The organism is Streptomyces sp. NPDC050658 (assembly GCF_044457025.1).
Taxonomy (GTDB): Bacteria; Actinomycetota; Actinomycetes; order Streptomycetales; family Streptomycetaceae; genus Streptomyces.
The window spans coordinates 982,733-1,007,841 of sequence record NZ_JBITGM010000001.1 but is presented as its reverse complement, the minus strand read 5'-3'; the positions used below and the strand labels follow the sequence as shown (position 1 = coordinate 1,007,841).

General features: G+C 71.5%; 19 protein-coding genes. 13 read left to right on the top strand and 6 right to left on the bottom strand.

The window, feature by feature from the left end:
* Together ACIBKX_RS04555 and ACIBKX_RS04550 are read right to left on the bottom strand one after the other, a co-directional pair.
* A complete protein-coding gene (locus ACIBKX_RS04555; RefSeq protein WP_363273387.1) occupies positions 1–585 on the bottom strand; it encodes a response regulator in 585 nt (194 codons plus the stop codon).
* Between the two features lie 12 nt (positions 586–597).
* Complete coding sequence (locus ACIBKX_RS04550) at positions 598–4,734, bottom strand: HAMP domain-containing protein (protein ID WP_363273448.1); 4,137 nt, start codon at positions 4,732–4,734, stop codon at positions 598–600.
* Positions 4,735–5,010: 276 nt separating this feature from the next.
* On the opposite strand from ACIBKX_RS04550, the gene ACIBKX_RS04545 reads away from it, so the two are divergent.
* Together ACIBKX_RS04545 and hemW are read left to right on the top strand one after the other, a co-directional pair.
* The gene (locus ACIBKX_RS04545) at positions 5,011–6,930 is read left to right on the top strand and encodes an ATP-binding SpoIIE family protein phosphatase (protein ID WP_363273388.1); all 1,920 of its coding nucleotides are present in this window, start codon (positions 5,011–5,013) and stop codon (positions 6,928–6,930) included.
* 332 nt (positions 6,931–7,262) lie between these two features.
* Entirely contained in the window at positions 7,263–8,495 is a 1,233-nt protein-coding gene (gene hemW, locus ACIBKX_RS04540) for a radical SAM family heme chaperone HemW (protein WP_363273389.1), read from the top strand.
* A 253-nt stretch (positions 8,496–8,748) separates the two neighbouring features.
* Here the strand turns inward: hemW and ACIBKX_RS04535 are convergent, their stop codons facing one another.
* Positions 8,749–9,582, bottom strand: coding sequence for a DUF3097 domain-containing protein (locus tag ACIBKX_RS04535; RefSeq protein ID WP_363273390.1), 834 nt, complete (start codon positions 9,580–9,582; stop codon positions 8,749–8,751).
* Positions 9,583–9,617: 35 nt separating this feature from the next.
* Complete coding sequence (locus ACIBKX_RS04530; RefSeq protein WP_399375635.1) at positions 9,618–10,361, bottom strand: MBL fold metallo-hydrolase; 744 nt, start codon at positions 10,359–10,361, stop codon at positions 9,618–9,620.
* 201 nt (positions 10,362–10,562) lie between these two features.
* Between ACIBKX_RS04530 and hrcA the strand changes: the two genes are divergently transcribed.
* From hrcA to ACIBKX_RS04475, 11 genes are all read left to right on the top strand, one after another.
* Positions 10,563–11,579, top strand: coding sequence for a heat-inducible transcriptional repressor HrcA (hrcA, locus tag ACIBKX_RS04525; protein WP_363273391.1), 1,017 nt, complete (start codon positions 10,563–10,565; stop codon positions 11,577–11,579).
* Positions 11,580–12,716: a molecular chaperone DnaJ gene (gene dnaJ / locus ACIBKX_RS04520; protein WP_363273392.1), complete on the top strand. Its 1,137-nt coding sequence runs from the start codon at positions 11,580–11,582 to the stop codon at positions 12,714–12,716.
* 103 nt (positions 12,717–12,819) lie between these two features.
* Complete coding sequence (locus ACIBKX_RS04515; RefSeq protein WP_363273394.1) at positions 12,820–13,917, top strand: nitronate monooxygenase; 1,098 nt, start codon at positions 12,820–12,822, stop codon at positions 13,915–13,917.
* Positions 13,914–14,654, top strand: a complete 741-nt coding sequence (locus tag ACIBKX_RS04510) for a 16S rRNA (uracil(1498)-N(3))-methyltransferase (RefSeq protein WP_363273395.1) — start codon at positions 13,914–13,916, stop codon at positions 14,652–14,654. The genes ACIBKX_RS04515 and ACIBKX_RS04510 overlap by 4 nt, the downstream gene beginning before the upstream one ends.
* 76 nt (positions 14,655–14,730) lie before the next feature.
* Positions 14,731–15,372: a hypothetical protein gene (locus ACIBKX_RS04505; RefSeq protein ID WP_363273396.1), complete on the top strand. Its 642-nt coding sequence runs from the start codon at positions 14,731–14,733 to the stop codon at positions 15,370–15,372.
* A gap of 91 nt (positions 15,373–15,463) precedes the next feature.
* Positions 15,464–18,691: a S41 family peptidase gene (locus ACIBKX_RS04500; protein WP_399375634.1), complete on the top strand. Its 3,228-nt coding sequence runs from the start codon at positions 15,464–15,466 to the stop codon at positions 18,689–18,691.
* Between the two features lie 74 nt (positions 18,692–18,765).
* On the top strand, positions 18,766–19,119 hold the full coding sequence (locus tag ACIBKX_RS04495; protein ID WP_363273397.1) for a histidine triad nucleotide-binding protein: 354 nt from the start codon (positions 18,766–18,768) through the stop codon (positions 19,117–19,119).
* Between the two features lie 6 nt (positions 19,120–19,125).
* A complete protein-coding gene (locus ACIBKX_RS04490) occupies positions 19,126–20,034 on the top strand; it encodes a ribonuclease Z (protein WP_363273398.1) in 909 nt (302 codons plus the stop codon).
* A gap of 96 nt (positions 20,035–20,130) precedes the next feature.
* Positions 20,131–21,132: an adenosine deaminase gene (locus ACIBKX_RS04485; protein WP_363273399.1), complete on the top strand. Its 1,002-nt coding sequence runs from the start codon at positions 20,131–20,133 to the stop codon at positions 21,130–21,132.
* A gap of 214 nt (positions 21,133–21,346) precedes the next feature.
* Complete coding sequence (locus tag ACIBKX_RS04480) at positions 21,347–22,543, top strand: macrolide family glycosyltransferase (RefSeq protein WP_363273400.1); 1,197 nt, start codon at positions 21,347–21,349, stop codon at positions 22,541–22,543.
* 48 nt (positions 22,544–22,591) lie between these two features.
* Entirely contained in the window at positions 22,592–23,695 is a 1,104-nt protein-coding gene (locus tag ACIBKX_RS04475) for a PfkB family carbohydrate kinase (RefSeq protein WP_363273401.1), read from the top strand.
* 67 nt (positions 23,696–23,762) lie between these two features.
* On the opposite strand, the gene ACIBKX_RS04470 is transcribed toward ACIBKX_RS04475, so the two are convergent.
* The gene (locus tag ACIBKX_RS04470) at positions 23,763–24,113 is read right to left on the bottom strand and encodes a cytidine deaminase (RefSeq protein WP_363273402.1); all 351 of its coding nucleotides are present in this window, start codon (positions 24,111–24,113) and stop codon (positions 23,763–23,765) included.
* Between the two features lie 26 nt (positions 24,114–24,139).
* Complete coding sequence (locus ACIBKX_RS04465; protein WP_399375633.1) at positions 24,140–25,048, bottom strand: helix-turn-helix transcriptional regulator; 909 nt, start codon at positions 25,046–25,048, stop codon at positions 24,140–24,142.
* Positions 25,049–25,109: the final 61 nt, after the last annotated feature.

Sequence of the window (25,109 nt, the reverse complement as noted above, 5' to 3'; positions counted from 1 at the left end):
TCAGGCGCCCCGCCCCCGCCGCATCTCCCTCACCATCTCCTCCATGTGCGTGACGTGGTGGCGCAGTTCCAGTACGTCCTTGAGGCTGCTGGCCGCCATGTGCGTCTCGATCGCCGCGAGGCGGGCCGCCAGCTCCTCGAACTGCTGCTGCTCGCGCGCCAGGATCTTCTCCAACTGCTGGTTCTTGCGGTGCAGTTCGAGGAAGACCGTGACCTTGGCGCGCAGCACCCACGGGTCGAACGGCTTGGTCAGATAGTCGGCGGCGCCCGTCGCGTAGCCCCGGAAGGCGTACCCGGCATCGTTGTCCGTGCCCGTCAGGAAGATGATGGGCACGTCCTTGGTCTGGTCGAGCCGTTTGATGTTCGACGCGGTCTCGAAGCCGTCCATCCCCGGCATGCGTACATCCAGGAGGATCACGGCGAATCGTTGCCGCAGGATCGCCTTCATGGCTTCCTCGCCCGAACGGGCGCGTACCAGTGGTTCGTTGAGTGACCCCAGGACGGCTTCGAGCGCCATCAGATTGTCCTCCATGTCATCGACAAGGAGGATGCTCGCGCGATTGTCGGTCATGACCTCTGTGCTCATGGTGACAGTGCCTCACTCGGACTTCGGCGGAACAGCGTTCTCCCCTTGCGCGCTCGACTGTTCCGGGTCGACGGGATTCTCGGTCGGTGTGGTCGTCGGTGTGGTCGTCGGTGTTGTCGACGGTGTCGTCGACGCGGGCGGCCGGGCCGGATCCGCGTCCTCGGGGGCCAGCAGGGTGCAGGCCACGGTGAGCAGTTGGTCCACGTCCACGGGCTTGGGCACATAGTCGCTGGCACCCTGGGCGATCGCCTTCTCGCGGTCGCCGGGCATGGCCTTCGCGGTCAGCGCGATGATGGGCAGGCCCGCCCAGCGCGGGGTGCGGCGGATCGCGGCGATGGTCTCGTAGCCGTCCATCTCCGGCATCATGATGTCCATCAGGACGATGTCGACGTCGGGATTGCGCTCCAGGGTCTCGATGCCCTCGCGGCCGTTCTCCGCGTACAGGACCGGCATGCCGACCCGGCTCAGTACGTGGGTCAGCGCGAAGACGTTGCGGATGTCGTCGTCCACGATCAGCACCCGGCGGCTGCGCAGCACCCGGCCGGCCCTGCCCTCCCGGTACTCCTCCAGCTTGGTGGGCGTCGGCCAGCTGTCGTCCTGGTCGCGGAAGGCGTGCGGTGTCAGGGCGGCCGGACGGTCCACGAGGGCCGGCGGCGCCTCGGTCCGCGCGGCCGCGTACGCCGCGGCCGCGGGCCCGTGGCCGGGGTGCACCACGGGAACGAACAGAGTGAAGGTGGAGCCCTGCCCCGGCCTGCTCTCCGCGGTGATGCGGCCGCCGAGCAGCCCGGCGATCTCGCGGCTGATGGAGAGGCCGAGCCCGGTGCCGCCGTACTTGCGGTTGGTGGTGCCGTCGGCCTGCTGGAACGCCTCGAAGATGACGGGGAGCTGCTCGGAGGGGATGCCGATGCCGGTGTCCTTGACGGCGAAGGAGATCTGGTCGTCGCCGTCGTGCCGGGGCCGGTCGCCGGCGGGCTTGACGCGGGTCACCCGCAGTTCGACGCTGCCGCTCGCGGTGAACTTGACCGCGTTCGAAAGGAGGTTGCGCAGGATCTGCTGGAGGCGCTGCTCGTCGGAGAACATCTCGCGCGGCACGTCCTCGCCGACCGACACCTCGAAGGCGAGACCGCGGTCGAGGGTGAGCGGGCGGAACGTCGCGTGGACGTAGTCGAGCACCTTGATCAGGGGGAGGCTCTTGGGGCGTACGTCCATCCGGCCGGCCTCGATCTTCGAGAGGTCGAGGATGTCGTTGATGAGCTGGAGCAGGTCCGAACCCGAGCGGTGGATGGTGGTCGCGAACTGGACCTCCTGGTCGGAGAGATGGTCGTCGGGGTTGTCGGAGAGCAGCCGGGCCAGGATGAGCAGCGAGTTCAGCGGGGTGCGCAGCTCGTGCGACATGTTCGCCAGGAACTCCGACTTGTACTGGGAGGAGGTGGCGAGCAGCGCGGCCTTCTCCTCCAGTTCGGCGTTGGAACGCTGCAACTCGGCCTGCTGGAGCTGGAGTTCGTCCGAGCGGTCCTGCAACTGGGTGGCGAGCCGCTGGGACTCGCTGAGCAGGGACTCCGTACGCGAGTTGGCGATGATGGTGTTGATCGCGACGCCGATCGTGCTCACGAACTGGTCGAAGAACGCCAGGTGGACATCGGAGAACCGGGAGAACGTGGCCAGCTCGATCACGCCGAGCAGCTTGTCCTCGAAGAGGATCGGGATGATCACGAGGCTGGCCGGGGTGGCGTCCCCGAGCCCCGAGGTGATCTTGATGTAGTCGGGCGGCACCTCGTCGACGAGGATCCGCTTCTTCTCCAGGGCCGCCTGCCGCACCAGGCCGTGCGCGGGCATCGCGCCCGTGTCGACGACCGAGCCCTGTGCCGAGCCGTACCCGGCGATGAAGGCGAGCCCCTTGGCCGGAGGAGTCTGCAGCGTCGCGGCGTCCTCGGTGTCCGGGTCGGCCAGGAAGAAGGCGCCGTACTGCGCGTTCACCAGCGGCGTCAGCTCGCGCAGAATCAGATCGGCGACCTCCATCAGGTCGCGGTGGCCCTGCATCAGGCCCGCGAGACGGGCCAGGTTGGACTCCAGCCAGTCCTTGGCGCGAGTGGTCTCGCGGAGGTTGGACACCATCAGATTGATGTTGTCCTTCAGCTCGGAGACCTCGCCGCGCGTCTCGACCGTGATGGAGCGGGTCATGTCGCCCTGGGCGACGGCGGACGCGACCTCGGCGATCGCGCGCACCTGGGTGGTGAGGTTGAGGGCCAGCTCGTTCACGTTCGTCGTCAGGCGCTTCCACGTGCCGTAGACGCCCTCGACCCTTGCCTGGCCGCCCAGTTGACCCTCGGAACCCACCTCGCGGGCCACCCGGGTGACCTCGGAGGAGAACGAGGACAGCGTGTCCACCATGGTGTTGATGGTGGTCTTCAGCTCCAGGATCTCGCCGCGCGCGTCGACGTCGATCTTCTTGGAGAGGTCGCCCTCGGCGACCGCCGTCGCGACCTGCGCGATATTGCGGACCTGCCCGGTGAGGTTGTCCGCCATGTAGTTGACGTTGTCCGTGAGGTCCTTCCACACACCGGACACGCCGAGCACCTGCGCCCGGCCGCCGAGCCGCCCGTCCGTGCCGACCTCGCGGGCCACACGGGTCACCTCGTCGGCGAAGGCGCGCAGCTGCTCCACCATCGTGTTGACGGTGTCCTTCAGTTCGAGGATCTCGCCGCGCGCCGTCACCGTGATCATCTTGGACAGGTCGCCGTTGGCGACCGCCGTCGTCACCTGCGCGATGTTCCGTACCTGCGAAGTGAGGTTCAGCGCCATGAAGTTGACGTTGTCGGTGAGGTCCTTCCATACGCCGGACACCCCGCGCACCTGCGCCTGACCGCCCAGGTTGCCCTCGGTGCCGACCTCGCGGGCGACCCGTGTGACCTCGTCGGCGAAGGCGGAGAGCTGGTCGACCATCGTGTTGATCGTCGACTTCAGTTCGAGGATCTCGCCCTTGGCCTCGACCGTGATCTTCTTGCCCAGGTCGCCCTGGGCGACGGCCGTCGACACGAGCGCGATGTTCCGCACCTGCGAAGTCAGGTTGTCCGCCATGAAGTTGACGTTGTCGGTGAGGTCCTTCCATACGCCGGACACGCCACGCACCTGGGCACGCCCGCCCAGATTGCCCTCCGTGCCGACCTCGCGGGCGACCCGTGTGACCTCGTCGGCGAACGCGGAGAGCTGGTCGACCATCGTGTTGACCGTCGACTTCAGTTCGAGGATCTCGCCCCGCGCGTCGACGGTGATCTTCTGGCTCAGGTCGCCGTTGGCGACGGCCGTCGTCACCTGCGCGATGTTCCGTACCTGCGAAGTGAGGTTCGACGCCATGAAGTTGACGTTGTCCGTGAGGTCCTTCCAGACCCCCGAGACGCCCCGCGCCTGCGCCCGGCCGCCCAGCTGCCCCTCCGTGCCGACCTCGCGCGCCACCCGCGTCACCTCGGCCGCGAAGGCGGAGAGCTGGTCGACCATCGTGTTCACGGTGAGCTTCAGTTCGAGCAGCTCGCCCGTCGCCTCGACCGTCACCGTACGCGTCAGGTCGCCCTGCGCCACCGCCGTCGTGACCAGCGCGATGTCCCGCACCTGGGCGGTCAGCCGGGCCGCCATCGTGTTGACGGCCTCCGTCACGTCCCGCCAACTCCCGGACAGGCCCCGCACCTTCGCTCGCCCGCCGAGCCTCCCCTCGGTGCCGACCTCGCGCGCGACACGGGTGACCTCGCCCGTGAAGAGCGACAGCTGGTCGACCATCGAGTTCACGGCGCGGCCAAGCCGCCGCAGATCGCCCCGCAGTTCACGCGTGCCGTCGTGCAGGTCCACGCGCTGGGTGAGGTCGCCGCCCGCGACCGCGTTCAGGACCCGCGTGGCGTTGGCCGCCGGGGCGACCAGCGAGTCGAGCAGCGAGTTGACGTTCGAGATGCGCGTGGCCCAGCTGCCCTGGCCCGGACTCGACGAGAACCGCTCGTCGAGATGGCCGTGCCGGATGATCTCCCGGCGGACACGGGTGAGTTCGCCGTCGAAGTGGAGCGAGCGGTCGAGCATCTCGTTGAAGACCGTGTGCAGCTCGGCCGTCACGCCGCTGCCGGTCACCGCGACCTTGGTGAAGTCCCCGTCCCGCGCGGCGCGCATCGCGGCGAGCAGGACGCGCAGTTCGGAGGCCGTGTCCGGGGGCAGCTCAGAGGGCCGGTCCGGGGGCACGTCAGGGACGGTTTCCACGGCCGCTGCCGTGATCACGTCCGGTGGGGGTATCGGGGCCGGAATCCGACCGAATCCGAGCGCGGGCATAGCACTGTTCTCACTCATAACGGCCCACTTCAGTAACTCGGTGCTTATGGGCATGGCCAGTCTGTCACTCTGTCCGTGTCGCCTGAGGCGTATTCGACCGAACTGCTCAGGAGCCGAAACGTGGGGTCCATTCCGATGCAACGGGAGACCACTCTCCGTGCGTCCACCCAGCCGGAGCACCGTCCCGGCCCGCCCGCGGTGGTGCGTACGACGCTGCCCGGAAGTCCGATGGCGCCCGCCGCCGCACGCCGGTTCGTGCGCGCCGCGCTCGCCGACTGGACCGACCTCGCGGTTCCCGCGGCGGCGGGCATCACCGACCGCCTCGCGGACGACTCCGTGCTCCTGGTCAGCGAACTCGTCACCAACGCCGTGGTGCACGCGGGCACCACCGTCGAGCTGCTGTGCCGGCTCGACGAGGCGGGCCTCGGCGAGAGCGCCGACGCGCTCGTCATCGAGGTCTCCGACCACCACCCCGCCCGCGCGGTCCGCAGCGAACCCGTCCCGCAGTCGCCGGGCACCCCCGAGTACGGCCGCGGATTACAACTGGTCGCCACCCTCTCCGAGTCCTGGGGCATCACCTACCGCACCGGCACCAAGACCGTTTGGGCCCGACTGCCCGTCGAGGGCGTCCAGGCCGTCCAGGAGATCGAGTCGTACGCCGGTGAACAGGCGCTCCAGCGCGGGCTGAGAGCCGCCGAGATCCTCGCGCCGCTGCCGAAGCGGATCACCCACGACACGGAGTGGGTCAACCGCGGGGCGCTCACCTTCCTCGCCGAGGCCTCCGACCTGCTCGCCGGGCAGTTCGACGAGGAGCTGGTGGCGGCGCTCGCCGGGCAGCTCCTGGTGCCGCGCCTCGCCGACTGGTGCGCGGTCTGGCTCGACGACGAGGTGGAGGCCGCGGGGCGCGGCACGGGCTCCTCGGTCGCCGGGACCCGGCTCGCCCGCGTCTGGCACACCAGCGAGCAGCGCATAGAGGAACTGCGCCGCACCCTGGAGAAGGACCCGCCCCGGCTGCCCGACTCCGCCGGTACCGGCGCGGTCCCCGTCCTGTGGCCCGGCGACGCGCTGCCCGGCGAGGAGGCGGGCACGGCCCTGGCGTACCGCCTCACGGCGGGCGGGGGCGGGCTCGGCACGCTGGTCATCGGACGGGCGGGTACCGTGCGCTTCGCCGACGAGGTCACCGGCCTCATCGAGGACTTCAGCCGCCGGGTCGCGCTGGCCGTCAGCGCGGCCCGGCGCTATCAGCGGCAGGCCACCATCAGCCAGGTCCTGCAGCGGGGCCTGCTGCCCGGCTCGGTGGCCGAGATTCCCGGCGTCCAGAGCGGTGTCGTCTACGAACCGCGGGACAAGGGCGGCCCCGGCGGCGACTTCTACGACGTGTTCCAGGCCGGCAAGGGCCGCTGGTGCTTCGCGCTCGGCGACGTCCAGGGCAAGGGCGTCGAGGCGGCCGTCGTGATCGGCCTGGCCAGACCCTGGCTGCGGCTCCTGGCCCGCGAGGGCTACCAGGTCGCGGAGGTCCTGGACCGCCTCAACCAGCTCCTCCTCGACGACGCGACGGAGGCGGCGGACGCGGCGGCGGCGGTCGTCGCGGTCGCGGGCGGCCAGGGAATGCCGCCCGACGGGGCCACGACCCGCTTCCTCTCCCTCCTCTACGGCGAGCTGGTCCCCGTCGAGGGCGGCGTCCGCTGCACGATCGCGAGCGCGGGCCATCCGCTGCCGCTGCTGCTCTCCCCGGACGGGGCCGTCAGCGCGGCGGCCACGCCCCAGCTGCTCCTCGGGGTCGTCGACGACGCGACGTACACGAGCGAGACGTTCGAACTCCGGACGGGCGACACTCTGCTCTGCGTCACGGACGGGGTGACCGAGCGCCGCTCGGGGCGCCTCATGTTCGACGACGAGGACGGCCTTGCGGCGGCGCTCGCGGGGTGCGCGGGCCTTGACGCGGGGCTGGTGGCGGAGCGGATCAAACGCCTTGTGCACGAGTTCTCGGAGCGGCCGCCGGACGATGATCTGGCGGTGTTGGTGTTGCAGGCGCGGTGATCTCGTCGAGGGGCCGAGGGGGCCGTGTGTGCGGGGCGGTTCTGGTCTGTGCGGCTGGGGGTTCGGGGGTTATCCCCCGGGGGGATGCAGTCTCGGAGCGGCCGCCGGACGATGATCTGGCGGTGCTGGTGTTGCAGGCGCGGTGATCTCGTCGAGGGGCCGAGGGGGCCGTGTGTGTGGGGCGGTTCTGGTCTGTGCGGCTGGGGGTTCGGGGGTTGTCCCCCGGGGGGATGCAGTCTCGGAGCGGCCGCCGGACGATGATCTGGCGGTGTTGGTGCTGCAGGCGCGGTAGCGGGGCCGGGGTTCGCTCCGGGTGCGGGACAATCGAAGGTATGCCTTCCGCACTGCCCGATGGTGAGCCCATGCCCGAGGACGGCGCGCTGCCCGCGTCCGCCCTGGACGGGGCGGCCTCGCGTCCCCTCGGCTTCTACCTGCACGTCCCGTACTGCGCCACGCGCTGCGGATACTGCGACTTCAACACGTACACGGCGACCGAGCTGCGCGGCTCGGGCGGCGTGCTGGCCTCCCGTGACAACTACGCGGACACCTTGATCGACGAGGTGCGGCTTGCCCGGAAGGTGCTGGGCGACGATCCGCGTCCGGTGCGGACCGTGTTCGTCGGGGGCGGTACGCCGACGCTGCTGGCGGCGTCCGATCTCGTCCGGATGCTGGCCGCCGTGCGGGACGAGTTCGGGCTCGCGGACGACGCGGAGATCACGACGGAGGCGAACCCGGAGTCGGTCGACCCGGCGTATCTGGCGGAACTGCGGGCCGGCGGCTTCAACCGGATCTCCTTCGGGATGCAGAGCGCCAAGCAGCACGTACTGAAGATCCTCGACCGTACGCATACACCGGGGCGGCCCGAGGCGTGCGTGGCGGAGGCGCGGGCGGCCGGGTTCGACCATGTGAACCTCGACCTCATCTACGGCACTCCGGGTGAGACGGACGACGACTGGCGGGCCTCGCTCGACGCGGCGATCGGCGCCGGGCCCGACCATGTCAGTGCGTACGCCCTGATCGTCGAGGAAGGCACGCAGCTGGCGCGGCGGATTCGGCGCGGGGAGGTGCCGATGACGGACGACGACGTGCACGCGGATCGGTACCTGATCGCCGACGAGGTGCTTGGGGGCGCGGGCTACTCCTGGTACGAGGTGTCCAACTGGGCCACCTCCGAGGCGGGGCGGTGTCTGCACAACGAGCTGTACTGGCGCGGGGCCGACTGGTGGGGGGCGGGGCCCGGTGCCCACAGCCATGTCGGCGGCGTGCGGTGGTGGAACGTGAAGCATCCGGGGGCGTATGCGGGGGCGCTGGCCGCCGGACGCTCGCCCGGGGCCGGCCGGGAGCGGCTGTCCTCCGAGGACCGCCGAGTGGAACGCATCCTGCTCGAGCTGCGGCTGCTCTCGGGCTGCCCGCTGTCCCTGCTGCGGCCTGCGGGGCGCGAGGCCGCGGGGCGAGCGCTGGCGGACGGCTTGCTGGAGCCGGCTCCGTTCGCGGAGGGACGGGCGGTTCTCACGCTGCGGGGGCGGTTGCTGGCGGATGGGGTTGTGCGGGATCTGGTGGACTGAGGGGGCTGAGGGGACTGGGGGGACTGAGGGGGGACTGAGGGGACTGAGGTTCGGGCGGTCTTCCCTTCCCCAACCCCGCCCCTTCCCGAACTTTCCGACTCCGTCGGGCTCGTGGCTCGCTCGATCACCGGCTCCGCCGAGTTCGTCCTCAAACGCCGGACGGGCTGAAGATGCCACCGCGGGGCGGGTGGGCAAGCGCCGGGTGTCGGGCGGGTGGGCGGGAAGGGTTTCGCCGCGGAGCGGCGGGGGTGCTTCAGGTGCCGGGGGCAGGTGGTGCCGTCACGAAGTCGATCAGTTCTTCCACGCGGCCCAGGAGTTCCGGTTCCAGGTCCCGGTAGCTGTGGACCGAGGACAGGATTCGCTGCCAGGCGGCGCCCGTGTTCGGCGGCCAGCCCAGTGCTTCGCAGACGCCCGTCTTCCAGTCCTGGCCCCGAGGTACGCGGGGCCAGGACGTGATGCCCACCGAAGCCGGCTTCACCGCCTCCCACACGTCGATGTACGGGTGGCCGACGACCAGCGCGTGCGCGCTGCTCACCGATGCCGCGATGCGGGACTCCTTGGAGCCGGGGACCAGATGGTCCACCAGGATGCCGAGCCGCGCGTCAGCGCCGGGGGCGAACTCCGCCACGATCGAGGGAAGGTCGTCGATGCCCTCCAGATACTCGACCACGACGCCCTCGATGCGCAGGTCGTCGCCCCACACCCGCTCGACCAGCTCCGCGTCGTGCCGGCCCTCCACATAGATGCGCCCCGCGCGGGCGACCCGGGCCCGCGCCCCCGGCACGGCCACGGACCCGGAGGCGGTACGGGCCGCAGGACGTACCGGAGCGGCGGCGGAAGGACGTACCAGAGTGACCGTTCGGCCCTCCAGGGAGAAGCCGCCCGGCGTCATCGGGAAGACGCGGTGCTTGCCGAAGCGGTCCTCCAGGGTCACCGTCAACCCCTCCGCCGTCTTCTCGCAGCGGATCACCGCCCCGCAGAACCCGGTGCTCAGCTCCTCCACCACGAGATCCGCCTCCGCGGCGACCTCCGGCACGGGCTTCGGCTTCTTCCACGGAGGGGTGAGATCGGGGGAGTACTGGCGCATTCGGATGACGATAGGAAGAGACCGGTCCCCGCCGCCTACGACACGCCGAAGCGTGTCGCCAGCGAGTCGCGTTGCGCACGGACAAACTCCGCATTCACCACAGCTCCGTGCCCGGGGACGTACACCGCGTCCTCCCCGCCCAGGTCAAGCAGCCGGTCCAGCGCCGCCGGCCACCGGGACGGAACCGCGTCCGAGCCCGCCTGCGGTTCGCCCGACTCCTCGACCAGATCCCCGCAGAAGACGATCTCGGGCGAGGACTCCGTGCCCGGCACCAGCACCGCCAGATCGTGGCCCGTGTGGCCGGGCCCGACATTCGCGAGCAGCACCTGCACCCCGCCGCCCAGGTCCAGCGTCCACTCCCCGCACACCAGGTGATGCGGGTGGACCAGCAGATCGGCCGCCTCCGCCGCGGCATCCCGCGGGACCCCGTGCCGTACGGCGGAGTCGCGCAGCTCGTCACGGCCCTTCGCGAGGAGTGTGTCCAGGCCCACCGCTCCGTACAGCTCCACCCCCGCGAACGCCGCCGCCCCGAGCACATGGTCGAAGTGCGGATGCGTCAGGGCGAGATGGGTGACCCGGCGGTCACCGCCCAGGATCCGGCGCGCCTGCGTCCGCAGCTCGGCACCTTCCCGCAGCGTCGCCCCCGCCTCGATCATCAGCGCCGATTCGCCGCCGACGACCAGTCCCGCCGTACAGTCCCAGACCGGCAGGCGTCGCCGCCCGACATGCGGCGCGAGCCGCTCCCAACCCGCCTCGTCCCAAGCCAGCGCCACGTCCATGTTCCCGACGCTAGCCCTCGCGGGACCGCTTGGCAGCCGCTGCCCCGGACGTGTGCCGAAGCACGAGGTCCGGCCCTTGCCGGGGCCGTACCCGTCGGCCGTACACTGGGCGCGGCGAGAACTGGCACTCGCCTGAGGGGAGTGCCAGGCAGGGGCTCGGGGCAGACACGTGTCAGGGCGAAACGGTGGAGGTGTGCGCGGATGCTCAGTGAACGCAGGCTCGAAGTGCTGCGCGCCATCGTCCACGACTACGTGGGGACGGAGGAGCCCGTCGGCTCCAAGGCCCTCACCGAGCGGCACAGTCTGGGCGTCTCCCCGGCGACCGTCCGCAACGACATGGCCGCGCTGGAGGAGGAAGGGTTCATCGCCCAGCCTCATACGAGCGCGGGGCGCATCCCCACGGACAAGGGGTACCGCCTCTTCGTCGACAAGCTGGCCGGCGTCAAGCCGATGGCGGCCCCCGAGCGCCGGGCCATCCAGAACTTCCTCGACGGTGCCGTCGACCTCGATGACGTCGTCGCTCGTACGGTGCGACTGCTCGCGCAGCTGACCCGTCAGGTCGCCGTCGTGCAGTACCCGTCCCTGACCCGCTCGACGGTCCGGCACGTGGAGCTGCTCTCGCTGGCCCCGGCCCGTCTGATGCTCGTACTGATCACGGACACCGGCCGGGTCGAGCAGCGCATGATCGACTGTCCCGCCCCGTTCGGCGAGACCTCGCTCGCCGACCTGCGGGCGCGGCTCAACAGCCGGGTCGCGGGCCGCCGCTTCGCGGACGTCCCGCAGCTGGTCCAGGACCTGACGGACTCCTTCGACGCGGAGGACCGGGGCACGGTGGCCACGGTGCTCTCGACGCTCCTGGAAACCCTCGTCGAGGAGACCGAGGAGCGGCTGATGATCGGCGGGACGGCCAATCTCACCCGCTTCGGACATGACTTTCCCCTCACCATCCGGCCGGTCCTCGAGGCTCTTGAGGAGCAGGTCGTGCTCCTCAAGTTGCTTGGCGAGGCCACGGATTCGGGCATGACCGTACGGATCGGTCATGAGAACGCCCATGAGGGACTCAGCTCCACGTCCGTGGTCTCGGTCGGCTACGGTTCGGGCAGCGAGGCAGTAGCCAAACTCGGCGTGGTCGGACCGACCCGCATGGACTATCCGGGAACGATGGGAGCAGTACGCGCAGTGGCACGTTACGTCGGACAGATCCTGGCGGAGTCGTAAGTGGCCACGGACTACTACGCCGTACTCGGCGTGCGCCGCGACGCTTCCCAGGACGAGATCAAGAAGGCCTTCCGGAGGCTGGCCCGTGAGCTTCACCCGGACGTGAATCCGGATCCGAAGACTCAGGAGCGCTTCAAGGAGATCAACGCCGCGTACGAGGTGTTGTCGGACCCGCAGAAGAAGCAGGTCTACGACCTCGGCGGCGACCCCCTGTCCCAGGCGGGCGGCGGAGGCGCGGGTGGCTTCGGCCAGGGCGGCTTCGGCAACTTCTCGGACATCATGGACGCGTTCTTCGGTACGGCGTCGCAGCGCGGACCGCGCTCGCGCACCCGCCGTGGCCAGGACGCCATGATCCGTCTGGAGATCGACCTCGACGAGGCCGCCTTCGGGACCACCAAGGACATTCAGGTCGACACCGCTGTGGTGTGTACGACCTGTAGCGGGGAAGGTGCCGCGCCCGGTACCTCCGCCCAGACGTGTGACATGTGCCGCGGTCGCGGTGAGGTGTCCCAGGTCACGCGGTCCTTCCTCGGCCAGGTCATGACCTCGCGGCCCTGCCCGCAGTGTCAGGGCTTCGGGACCGTGGTGCCCACGCCGTGCCCCGAGTGCGCCGGTGACGGCCGCATCCGGTCGCGGCGGACGCTGACCGTGAAGATCCCCGCCGGTGTCGACAACGGCACGCGGATCCAGCTCGCGGGCGAGGGCGAGGTCGGCCCCGGCGGCGGTCCCGCCGGTGACCTGTACGTGGAGATCCACGAGCTGCCGCACTCCGTCTTCCAGCGGCGCGGCGACGATCTGCACTGCACGGTGACGATCCCGATGACGGCGGCGGCGCTGGGCACGAAGGTGCCGCTGGAGACCCTTGACGGCCTGGAGGAGATCGACATCCGGCCCGGTACGCAGTCGGGGCAGTCCGTCCCGCTGCACGGGCGCGGCGTCACGCATCTGCGGGGCGGCGGTCGCGGTGATCTGATCGTCCACGTCGAGGTCCTCACACCGACCAAGCTCGATCCCGAGCAGGAGCGGGTGCTGCGGGAGCTGGCGCAGATGCGGGGCGAGGAGCGGCCCACCGGGCAGTTCCAGCCTGGGCAGCAGGGGCTGTTCTCGCGCCTTAAGGACGCGTTCAACGGGCGGTAGGAAGCCGGATAACGGGTGGGTGGGCGGGAAAGGCAGTTCCCGCCCACCGACCTAGCGGAAGGCGCGATTCGGCCCCCCGGCCGGCACATGGCACGATGCGCGTATGTCCTCCGCGCTGACCGATCTCTGCCACTATCCGATCGTGCAGGCCCCGATGGCCGGCGGTGCTTCCTGCCCGCAGCTCGCCGCCGCCGTCTCCGAGGCCGGAGGGCTCGGTTTTCTCGCCGCCGGGTACAAAACCGCCGACGGGATGTACCAGGAGATCAAACAGCTGCGGGGTCTGACCGGCCGCCCCTTCGGCGTGAACCTCTTCATGCCGCAGCCCGAGTACGCGGACGCCGCCGCCGTCGAGGTGTACCGCAACCAGCTCGCGGGCGAGGCCAGCTGGTACGAGACACAGCTCGGCGACCCGGACAGCGGCCGCGACGACGGCTTCGACGCGAAGCTCGCCATCCTGATCGACGACCCCGTACCGGTCGTCTCCTTCACCTTCGGCTGTCCCACCCGCGACGTCTTCGACGCCTTCGCGCGGGTCGGCACGCTGACCGTCGCCACCGTCACCACCCCCGAAGAGGCCCAGACCGCCCAGTGGTCCGGCGCCGACGCCGTCTGCGTGCAGGGCATCGAGGCGGGCGGCCACCAGGGCACGCACCGCGACAACCCCGAGACGGACGGCTCCGGGCTCGGCCTGCTCTCGCTGATCGCGCAGGTCCGCGAGACCGTGCAGATCCCCGTCGTCGCGGCCGGCGGCCTGATGCGCGGCGCGCAGATCGCCGCGGTGCTCGCGGCGGGCGCGGACGCGGCGCAGCTCGGCACGGCGTTCCTGGTCTGCCCCGAGTCGGGCGCGAACGTGCTGCACAAGCAGGCCATGACGAACCCGCTGTTCACCCGCACCGAGCTGACCCGCGCGTTCTCCGGGCGGCCCGCGCGGGGCCTGGTCAACCGCTTCATGCGCGAGCACGGTCCGTACGCCCCCGCCGCCTACCCCCAGGTCCACCACCTCACCAGCGGCCTGCGCAAGGCCGCGGCGAAGGCCGGTGACGCGCAGGGCATGGCGCTGTGGGCGGGGCAGGGCCACCGGATGGCGCGGGAGCTGCCCGCCGGTCAGCTGGTGGAGGTGCTCGCGGCCGAACTGACCGAGGCGAAGGCCGTGCTGGCGTCCGGCGGCCGGACCGACGGCGCGGCGGAGGGCCAGTCGTGACCGCCCCCGTCTTCGTCGTCGGGCACTTCGACGCGGGCGGCGACGGCCGCTACGTACTCGATGGTCCCGAAGGGCGGCACGCCGTCTCCGTGAAGCGGCTGAACCCCGGCGAGGAACTCGTCCTCACCGACGGCGCCGGACGCTGGGCGCCCTGCGTGGTCCTCGACACAGAGGGCAAGGACCGGCTGGTCGTGCGCATGGACGACGTACGCGAAGAGGCCCCCGAACAGCCCCGGATCACCGTCGTGCAGGCGCTGCCCAAGGGCGACCGGGGTGAACTCGCCGTCGAGACCATGACGGAGACCGGCGTCGACGCGATCGTGCCCTGGGCGGCGTCCCGTTGCATCACCCAGTGGAAGGGCGAGCGCGGGCTCAAGGCGCTCGGCAAATGGCGGGCCACGGCGCGTGAGGCGGGCAAGCAGTCCCGCAGGACCCGCTTCCCCGAAGTCGCGGACGCGGCGTCGACCAAGCAGGTCGCGGCGCTCCTCGCGGAGGCGGATCTGGCCGCCGTCCTGCACGAGGAGGGCAGCGCGCCACTGGCCACGGCGGAGCTTCCGGCCACCGGTCGCATCGTCCTGGTGGTCGGCCCCGAGGGCGGTGTATCGCCGGACGAACTCGCGGCCTTCGCCGCCGCGGGCGCCAAGCCGTACCGTCTGGGCCGCAGCGTGCTGCGCACGTCGACCGCGGGGACGGCGGCGACCGCACTGCTCCTGGGGCGCACCGGCCGCTGGTCCTGAACCCCGGCCCGCGCGGCCCCGGAGTGGACGCAAAGCGGTCTTCCGTCAGGCCGCGTCCGGTGGCACTCTGCCGCCTATGGGGGCATTGAGGCAGTTACGTGAGCGTGCGGTGGACGTGGGCGGGCGGCGTCGGCGGGTGATGCTCGCCGTCGGGGTCGCGGGGGCCGCCGTGTTCGGGGCCGCCGCCTGTGAACCCGTGGACGGGGGCATGAACACCGCGGCCGTCGCGATCACCACCGACGAGATGGCCACCAAGGAGCTGGAGCGGCAGAACCTCGACGTGCTGTGGATCAGCTGCACCGCCCGCTTCGAGGACCGGGTCACCCCGTCCAGCGGCGATCCGGACAACAATGTCGACGTCACCGTCGACTGCCAGGGCCAGGCCAAGAACGGCAAGGGGTCCGACGACACCGCCACCATCACCGTCAAGGGCACGGTGTGGGACGTCGTCGACGGGCGCTGCGTACGCGGCAACCTCACCGCCAAGGTCGACGGCGAGGAGTGGTTCCGGGTCGACGTGCTCGGCGACTGCGCCGGGGGCGACGACGGGAACGGGGACGGGGACGACGGGGGTAACGGTGGTCACGACGGGGGCAACGGCGGTCACGACGGGGACCAGCCGGCCCAGCCGCCCGCGCCCACCATCACCGTGACCGTCACCCCGGACCCGCCGCCCGCGACGCCGGACCCGACCTGCTCCTGCTTCAAGGGCAAGTGAACAGGGGCAAGTGATCCCGGCGGCAAGTGATCCCGGCGTCAAGTGATCCAAAACCCTGACCGGGTTCGCCGCGGCTGCTTAGGCTGGCCGTGTGACACTGACTGGGCACCCTGCGTATCTCCGGTTTCCGCATCTGCGCGGCGAGTTGGTCGCCTTCACCGCTGAGGACGACGTCTGGGTCGCGCCCTTCGACGGCGGCCGGGCATGGCGCGTCAGCGCCGACAACATGCCCGTGAACCACCCCCGCATCTCTCCGGACGGCACGACCGTCGCCTGGACCTCCACCCGTGACGGCGCCCCCGAGGTGCATGTCGCCCCGGTCGACGGCGGCTCCTCCAAACGCCTGACCTACTGGGGGAGTTCGCGTACGTCGGTGCGCGGCTGGACCCCGGACGGACACGTCCTCGCCGTCAGCACGCACGGCCAGGCCTCCCTGCGCCGCAGCTGGGCGCGGGCCGTGCCGCTGGACGGCGGGCCCGCCGACACCCTGCCGTACGGACTCGTGGGCGACGTCGCGCACGGCCCGCAGGACGGCCAAGTCCTGCTGCTCTCCGCCCCGATGGGCCGAGAGGCCGCCTGGTGGAAGCGGTACCGGGGCGGCACCGCGGGCAAGCTGTGGATCCGGCGCGGGGGCGAGAGCGACGAAGACCGCTTCGTACGCGTCCACGAAGAACTCGACGGGAACATCGAGTATCCGCTGTGGGTGGGCGAACGCATCGCCTTCCTCTCCGACCACGAAGGCGTCGGCGCCCTCTACTCCTCGCTGCCCGACGGGAGCGACCTGCGGCGGCACACCGGCGTGGACGGCTTCTACGCCCGGCACGCGGCGACCGACGGCACCCGTGTCGTCTACACCAGCGCCGGTCAACTCTGGCTCCTGGACGACCTGGTGGACGCCGAGCCGCGCCGCGTCGACATCCGCCTCGGCGGCCAGCGCACCGACCTCCAGCCCTACCCCGTCAGCGCGGCCCGCTGGTTCGGCTCCGCCGCACCCGACCACACCGGACGCGGCAGTGCCGTCTCCGTGCGCGGCGGCGTGCACTGGGTCACCCACCGCGAGGGCCCCGCCCGCGCACTCGCCGTCGAGCACGGCGTGCGCGCCCGGCTTCCGCGCACCTTCCGCGTCGACGGCGAGGAACACGTCGTGTGGGTGACGGACGCGGAGGGCGACGACGCGCTCCAGTTCGCGCCCGCCACCGGACTCGCGCCCGGCGCGACGCCGCGCCGGATCGCCGCCGGGCAGCTCGGCCGAGTGCTCTGGCTCGCCATGGCACCGGACGGCAGCAGGGCCGCCGTGGCCTCGCACGACGGGCGGGTGCTGCTCGTCGAGCGGGAGAGCGGCGAGGTGCGCGAGGTCGACCGGGGCGAGCACGGCGACGCCACCGGCCTGGTCTTCTCGCCGGACTCCGGCTGGCTCGCCTGGTCGCATCCGGGGCCCAGTCCGCTGCGCCAGCTGAAGCTGGCCAACACGGCCGATCTGTCGGTGTCCGAGGCCACCCCGCTGCGGTTCCGCGACTACGCGCCCGCGTTCACCCTGGACGGCAAGCACCTCGCCTTCCTGTCCGCGCGCGCCTTCGACCCCGTCTACGACGAGCACGTCTTCGACCTGGCCTTCGTCGGCGGCTCGCGCCCGCACCTCATCACCCTCGCGGCGACCACACCCTCCCCCTTCGGGCCGCAGCGCCACGGGCGTCCCTTCGAGGCGCCGGACAAGGACGAGACGCCGGACAGCGAGGGCGCGCCCGTCACCCGCATCGACCTCGACGGACTCGCCGACCGGATCGTGCCGTTCCCCGTCGAGGCCGCCCGCTACTCCACGCTGCGGGCCGCCAAGGACGGCGTCCTGTGGCTGCGGCACCCCGTGCGCGGCGTCCTCGGCGCCTCCCGCGCCACCCCGTCCGACCCCGACCCGCAGACCGAACTCGAACGCTACGACCTCGTCCAGCAGCGCATCGAGGAACTCGCCTCCGACGCCGACCACTTCGCCGTCAGCGGCGACGGCAAGCGGGTGCTGCTCTGGGTCGACGGCAAGCTGAAGGTCGTACCGAGCGACCGCCGTGCCTCCGGCGACGAGAACTCCGACTCGAACATCACCGTCGACCTCTCCCGCGTACGGCAGACCGTCGACCCCGCCGCCGAATGGCGCCAGATGTACGACGAGGCCGGGCGGCTGATGCGGGACAACTTCTGGCGGCCCGACCTCGGCGGCGTCGACTGGGGCGCGGTGCTCGACCGCTACCGCCCGGTCCTCGACCGCGTCGCCACCCACGACGACCTCGTCGACCTCCTGTGGGAAGTGGCCGGCGAGCTGGGCACGTCGCACGCGTACGTGATGGGAGGGGGCGGCGGCTGGGGGAGTTCCGCCGCGCGGCAGGGGCTGCTCGGCGCGGATGTCTCGCGGGGCGCGGACGGGGCGTGGCGGATCGACCGGATCCTGCCCTCGGAGACGTCCGATCCGGCCGCCCGTTCGCCGCTCGCCGCGCCGGGCGTCGCCGTCCGCGCGGGCGACGCGCTGCTCGCCGTCGCGGGGCGCCCCGTCGACCCGGTGACCGGGCCGGGCCCGCTCCTTGTCGGTACGGCGGGCAAGCCCGTCGAGCTGACGGTGTCGCCCGCGGGCGGCGGCGACCCCCGGCACGCGGTGGTGATCCCCGTCGACGACGAGGAGCCGCTGCGGTACCACGCCTGGGTCGTGGACCGTCGTGCGTACGTCCATGAGCGCTCGGGCGGGCGGCTCGGCTATCTCCATGTGCCGGACATGCAGGCCCCCGGCTGGGCGCAGATCCACCGGGACCTGCGGGTGGAGGTCGCGCGCGAGGGGCTCGTCGTCGACGTCCGGGAGAACCGGGGCGGTCATACGTCGCAGCTGGTCGTGGAGAAGCTCGCCCGGAAGATCGTGGGCTGGGACCTGCCGCGCGGGACCCGCCCGTACAGCTATCCGGCGGACGCGCCGCGCGGCCCCGTCGTCGCCGTCGCCAACGAGTTCTCCGGCTCGGACGGCGACATCGTGAACGCGGCGATCAAGGCCCTGGGGATCGGCCCCGTGGTGGGCACCCGTACCTGGGGCGGCGTCATCGGCATCGACAGCCGCTACCGCCTGGTGGACGGCACGCTGGTGACGCAGCCGAAGTACGCGTTCTGGCTGGAGGGATACGGCTGGGGCGTCGAGAACTACGGCGTGGACCCGGACGTGGAGGTGGTGACGACCCCGGAGGACTACGCGCAGGCCCGGGACCCCCAACTGGACGAGGCAATCCGCTTGGCCCTGGAGGCGCTGGAGAGCACCCCGCCGAAGAGCCCTCCGGAACTGCCGTCCCTCTGAGGGAGGGGCCGAGCGCGGGCGCGGCCCGGATAGCATGCGGGGACAGTTGAGACACAGTGGACCGGAGGCGCCCCATGGCGGGAGAACCGCAGGCAGACTGCCTGTTCTGCAAGATCGTCGCGGGTGAGGTGCCCGCGACCGTCGTCAGGGAGACGGAGACGACCGTAGCCTTCCGGGACATCAACCCGCAGGCTCCCACGCACATCCTGGTCATCCCCAAGGTGCACTACCCGGACGCCGCCTCCCTCGCCGCGGCGGAGCCCGCCGTCGCCGCCGACATCCTCCGCGAGGCCGGCGAGGTCGCCGCAGAGGAGAAGGCGGAGAGCTACCGCACCGTCTTCAACACCGGCTCCGGAGCGGGCCAGACCGTCTTCCACGCGCACGCCCACGTCCTCGGCGGACGCGGCCTGCAGTGGCCTCCGGGATAACCCGCCTTGTCCGTACGCGAATTGGTGGTCCTCGGCACCGCGAGCCAGGTCCCCACCCGGCACCGCAACCACAACGGGTACGTCCTGCTCTGGGACGGTCAGGGGATCCTCTTCGACCCCGGCGAGGGCACGCAGCGGCAGATGCTGCGTGCCGGGGTCGCCGCGCACGACCTGCACCGCATCTGCGTCACGCATTTCCACGGGGACCACTCGCTGGGCCTGCCCGGCGTCATCCAGCGGATCAATCTCGACCGGGTCCCGCATGACGTGACCGTGCACTTCCCCGGTTCGGGCCAGCGCTTCTTCGACCGGCTGCGGTACGCCACCGCCTACCGCGAGACCGTCCCGATCGTCGAGGCACCCGTGACGGAGGACGGGCCGCTCGGCTCGGGCCCCTCGTACGCGCTCGACACCGCCCGGCTCTCGCACCCCGTCGAGTCCTTCGGCTACCGGGTCACCGAACCCGACGGCCGGCGCATGCTCCCGGAGCGGCTCGCCGCGCACGGCATCACCGGGCCCGACGTGGGGCGCATCCAGCGGGACGGCGCCCTTGGGGACGTCACGCTCGACGACGTCAGCGCCGTGCGGCGCGGGCAGCGGTTCGCCTTCGTGATGGACACCCGGCTGTGCGACGGCGTCTACGCGCTCGCGGACGGCTGCGACATGCTCGTCATCGAGTCCACCTTCATGAACGAGGACGAACAACTCGCCGTCGACCACGGCCACTTGACCGCCGGTCAGGCCGCCCGCGTTGCCGTCGAGTCCGGTGTCCGGCATCTCGTGCTGACCCATTTCAGCCAGCGCTACCCCGACCCCGGGGTCTTCGAGCAACAGGCAAGGGACGCGGGATTCGACGGTGAACTCACCGTCGCGCACGACCTGTTGCGCGTACCACTGCCCAAGCGAACCGCCTGAACCAGCCGCCTGTACCAACGGCCTGAACCGCCTGAACCGCCTGTACCGCCTGTACCGCCCGAACCGCCTGACGAACCACCTGAGTGAGCCGCAGCCATGCCCCTTCCCAAAGCCGAACTCCACCTGCACATCGAGGGCACGCTCGAACCCGAGCTGGCCTTCGCGCTCGCCGCGCGGAACGGCGTCACCCTGCCGTACGCGGACACCGAAGAGCTGCGCAAGGCCTACCTCTTCGACGACCTGCAGTCCTTCCTCGACCTGTACTACGGCCTGATGGCCGTCCTGCGCACCGAGGCGGACTTCGAGGAACTCGCCGACGCCTACCTGGCGCGCGCCGCCGAGCAGGGCGTACGGCACGCCGAGATCTTCTTCGACCCGCAGGCGCACATGGCGCGCGGCGTGGATATCGGGACCGTGATCGAGGGGCTCGGGCGCGCCCTGGACCGCAGCGAGGAGCGGCACGGCATCTCGACGCGGCTCATCATGTGCTTCCTGCGCGACCAGTCCGCCGCCTCCGCACTGGAGACGCTGGGGGCCGCGAAGCCCTACCTGGACCGGATCGTCGGCATCGGGCTCGACTCCGCAGAGGTCGGCCACCCGCCCGCCAAGTTCCGCGAGGTGTACGAGGCGGCGGCCGCGCTCGGCCTGCGCCGGGTCGCGCACGCGGGCGAGGAGGGGCCGCCCGCGTACATCACCGAGGCCCTCGACGTGCTCGGCGTCGAGCGGATCGACCACGGTCTGCGCTGCATGGAGGACCCGGAGCTCGTCGAGCGGCTCGTGCGGGAGCGGGTGCCGCTGACCCTCTGCCCGCTCTCCAACGTCCGGCTGCGCGCCATCGACGTACTTGAGGAGCATCCGCTCGCGCGGATGATGGACGCGGGCCTGCTGTGCACGGTCAACTCCGACGACCCGGCGTACTTCGGCGGCTATGTCGGCGACACCTTCCACGCCGTGCACGAGGCGCTGGGCCTCGACCAGGAGCGGCTGCGGGAGCTGGCGCGGAACTCCTTCGAGGCGTCGTTCCTCGACGGCGGCGAGGCGGAGGAGGCGCTGCGGGCGCGGTATCTCGCCGAGGTCGCGGAATATTCGTTCGACTGACGGTGCGGGCGGGATTACTGTCCCCTCCATGGACTCCTTCATTCAGCTCTACGGCTGACACGCCGCTCACCGGCCCGGGCGCCCCGCGAATACGCGGCTGCGCCGGGCTGGCGTGTCTTCCTCGCCCGTAGCAGCTTCAGCACGTGCATCTCGCACATCACGCACATCTCGTGCATCACGTGCATCACGTGCATCACACGAAGGAATCCCACTCATGAATCGTCGACTGTCCCGTCGCCCTGCCCATGTCGCCATGGTCGGTGTCCCGATGGTCAGCCATGTGCTGCCCAGCCTGGAGATCATCCGCGAGCTGGTGGCACGCGGGCACCGCGTGACATACGCGAACGACCCGGCGACCCGCGAGCTGATCGAGCCGACCGGCGCCGAACTCGTCCCGGTCACCTCGACGTTGCCCTTCAAGGACAACATCTGGCCCGAGGACCCGATCGCCGCGAGCGGTCTCTTCCTGGACGACGCGATGGCGGTGCTGCCGCGGTTGCGCGCGTTCTACGACGCCGATCCCGCCGATCTGTATCTGTACGACATCGGGGCGTACGTCGGCCGTGCGCTGGCCGAGGGGCAGGGGCGGCCGACGCTCCAGCTCTCACCGACCTATGTGGCCTGGGAGGGGTACGACAAGGAGGTCGGGGCCCAGCTCGCCCAGCTGCCGGGCGCCGACGCGCTGGAGGCGCGGTTCGCCCGGTGGCTCGCGGGCTGTGGGGCCACGACGCTGGACGTGGGGGCGTTCTCGGGGGTGCCTGAGCGTGCGGTGGCGATGATTCCGCGCGCCATGCAGTTGTTCGCCGACCGGGTGGACGCTCGGCGGGTCGACTTCGTCGGGCCCTGCTTCGGCGACCGCTCCGGGCAGGGGAGCTGGGCGCGGCCCGCGGGGGCGGAGAAGGTGCTGCTGGTCTCGCTGGGGTCCGCGTACACGCAGCAGCCGGAGTTCTACCGGCAGTGTGTGGCGGCGTTCGGTGGGCTCGTGGGATGGCATGTGGTGCTGCAGATCGGCAAGCACGTGGATCCCTCGGAGCTGGGGGACGTGCCCTCGAACGTGGAAGTCCGGTCGTGGGTCCCGCAGTTGGCCATCCTTGAGCAGGCCGACGCGTTCGTGACGCACGCGGGGATGGGGAGCAGCAGTGAGGGCCTGTTCTGCGGGGTGCCGATGATCGCCGTCCCCCAGGGCGCCGAGCAGCCGACCAACGCGGATCGGCTCGTGGAGCTGGGGGTGGCCCGGCGGATCGACACGGCTGAGGCGACCGCGGATTCCCTGCGGGAGGCCCTGCTGGAGCTGGTGGGATCCCCTGAGGTGGCCCGGCGGTGTGCGGCGCTGAAGGCGGAGGTACGGGCCGAGGGCGGCACGGCCCGGGCCGCGGACCTGATCGAGGCGGAGCTGGTGCCGGCCGTGTGACGGCGGTGAATCGAGGCGGCCGATAGTTTCGTCCGTTACGTTGCCTGCATGGTCGGTCCTCATACTCCCCGCGTCGACCCGCTGAAGGCAGAACGCCGGGCCGGTGATCCGCCGTGCGACGTCTACCTCACCGGCACGGTCTTTCTCGACATCATCTTCACGGGGCTCGATTCCGCGCCCGTGCGCGGGACCGAGTCCTGGGCGCGGGGGATGGGGTCCAGCCCGGGCGGCGTGGCCAATATGGCGACCGCGCTGGCCCGGCTCGGGCTGCGGACGGCGCTCGCGGCGGCGTTCGGGGACGACCACTACGGAGAGTACTGCTGGGACGCACTGGAGCAGGGCGAGGGCATCGACCTCACGGCGTCGCGCACCGTGCCCGGCTGGCACTCCCCGGTGACCGTCTCCATGGCGTACGAGGGCGAGCGGACCATGATCAGCCATGGCCACGAGTCGCCGCTGGACGTCGCGTCCCCGGAGGGCGGCGCCCCCGCCTGCCCGCCACGCGCGCGTGCCGCCATCGCCTCCCTGACACCCGGCACGCGCGCGCCGTGGATCGCCGAGGCCGCCCGCACCGGTACGCGGATCTTCGCCGACGTGGGATGGGACGACACCGGCCGCTGGGACCTCGCGGCACTCCCCGACCTGGCGCACTGCGAGGCGTTCCTGCCGAACGCCGAGGAGGCCATGCGGTACACCCGGACCAGCTGTCCGAGGGCCGCCGCCCGCGCGCTCACCGAACATGTGCCGCTCGCCGTGGTGACGCTGGGTGCCGAAGGGGCGTACGCCGTGGACGGGCGGACCGGCGAGACCGCCGACGTCCCGGCGATCGAGGTCGAGGCGCTCGATCCCACGGGCGCGGGGGACGTCTTCGTCGCCGGCTTCGTGACCGGCACCCTCGCGGAGTGGCCGCTGGCCGACCGCCTCGCCTTCGCCGGGCTCACCGCGGCGCTCTCCGTGCAGGAGTTCGGCGGCTCCCTCTCCGCGCCCGGCTGGGCCGAGGTCGCCGCCTGGTGGCGGACCGTGCGGGAGGTCGACGAGCAGGACCCGGTGGCCCTGCGCCGCTACGGCTTCCTGGAGGGCCTGATCCCGGAGGTCACCCGCCCGTGGCCGCTGCGGCGCGCGGTGCCGACGATCGGCTTCCGGCCGGCATAGGGTCCGCCGTTCCCTCGGCGCACGGACGCCGAGGGGAACGGACGCCGTGGGGAACGGCGGTGAGCCGTCAGGCCTCTGCCCGCGCCCGGACCGCCCCGTCGGGCCCCGCCAGGAAGACCGGGGTGCCGGCGCCTCCGAGGTCCCGTACGGCGGCAAGGTCTTCGGGAGAGAGCTCCGCCGCCGAGGACACGACCGCCGCCGCCTCCAACGACTCCGCCCCGGACGCCACCGCCATCGCCACGGCCGTGCGCAGCGCGGAGAGCTTCAGGGAGTCCAGGTCGACCGTCCCCGCGACGTACGTACGCCCCGTCTCGTCCCGCACGGCGGCGCCCTCCGGCACCCCGTTGCGCGCCCGCGCCGAACGAGCGAGCGTAACGATCTTCTGGTCCTCGGCGCCAAGCGCAGCACTCTCGGTCATACGCCGAGCATACGGAGCACAGCGCCCTACCCGGCGACCGGGTACATCGACCCCCGCCGCCCCTCGGGCGACGCGAGCCACTCCAGCTTCGCCGCCGTGTCCGCCTCGTCCAGCGGCGTGTGCAGCACGATCGTGAGATCCGGCCGGGCCGGCACCCGCAGTGCCGTCGACTCCACGTGCAACGCCCCGACCAGCGGATGCGTCAGCTCCTTGCGGACCTGCCCGGCGGGCAGCACGTCCCGCCGCTCCCACAGCTCGGTGAACTCCTCGCCCGCCGCGTCCCGCAGTTGGGCGAGGACCTCCTGGAACCCCTCGTCCTCCGGATACTCCGAGCACGAGGCGCGGAACTGCGCCACGACCCGCGCCGCGTTCTCCCGCCAACGCACGTTCCGCGAGCGGTAGATGGGATCGGTGAAGAAGTCCACGATGCAGTTCTGGGTGATCTCGGGACGCATCCCGAGGACCATCCCGGCCGCGTCGTTGTACATCACGCAGTTGTAGTAGCGGTCCATGATGTGCGCCGGATACGGCATCCAGGTGTCGATGAGCCGCTGCATGCCGTGGCACATGGCCTCGTCGGCCTTGTCGACCTCCGGCGCGGGCGGATTGAGCCCGGCGAGCACGTACAGATGGCGCCGCTCGGCGCTCGACAGCTTCAGGACGCGTGCGACGGAGTCGAGGACCTGCGGCGACACCGAGATGTCGCGGCCCTGCTCCAGCCACTGGTACCAGGAAGCGCCGACCCCGGCCAGGACGGCGACCTCCTCGCGCCGCAGGCCCGGCGTCCGCCGCCGCCCGCCGCCGTCCGGAAGTCCCGCCTCCGCGGGGCTGACCCGCGCCCGCCGGCTCATCAGGAACTCCCGCAGCTCACCGAGCCGCCGCGCCTTGGACGCGTCCTGCGACCGCACCGCCGCCGCCTCGCCCGTCCCCGCCATCTGCAGCTCCCCCTCTGCCTGGTGTTACCGCCACCAGCATAAGTTCCCGCTCCCCACGGCT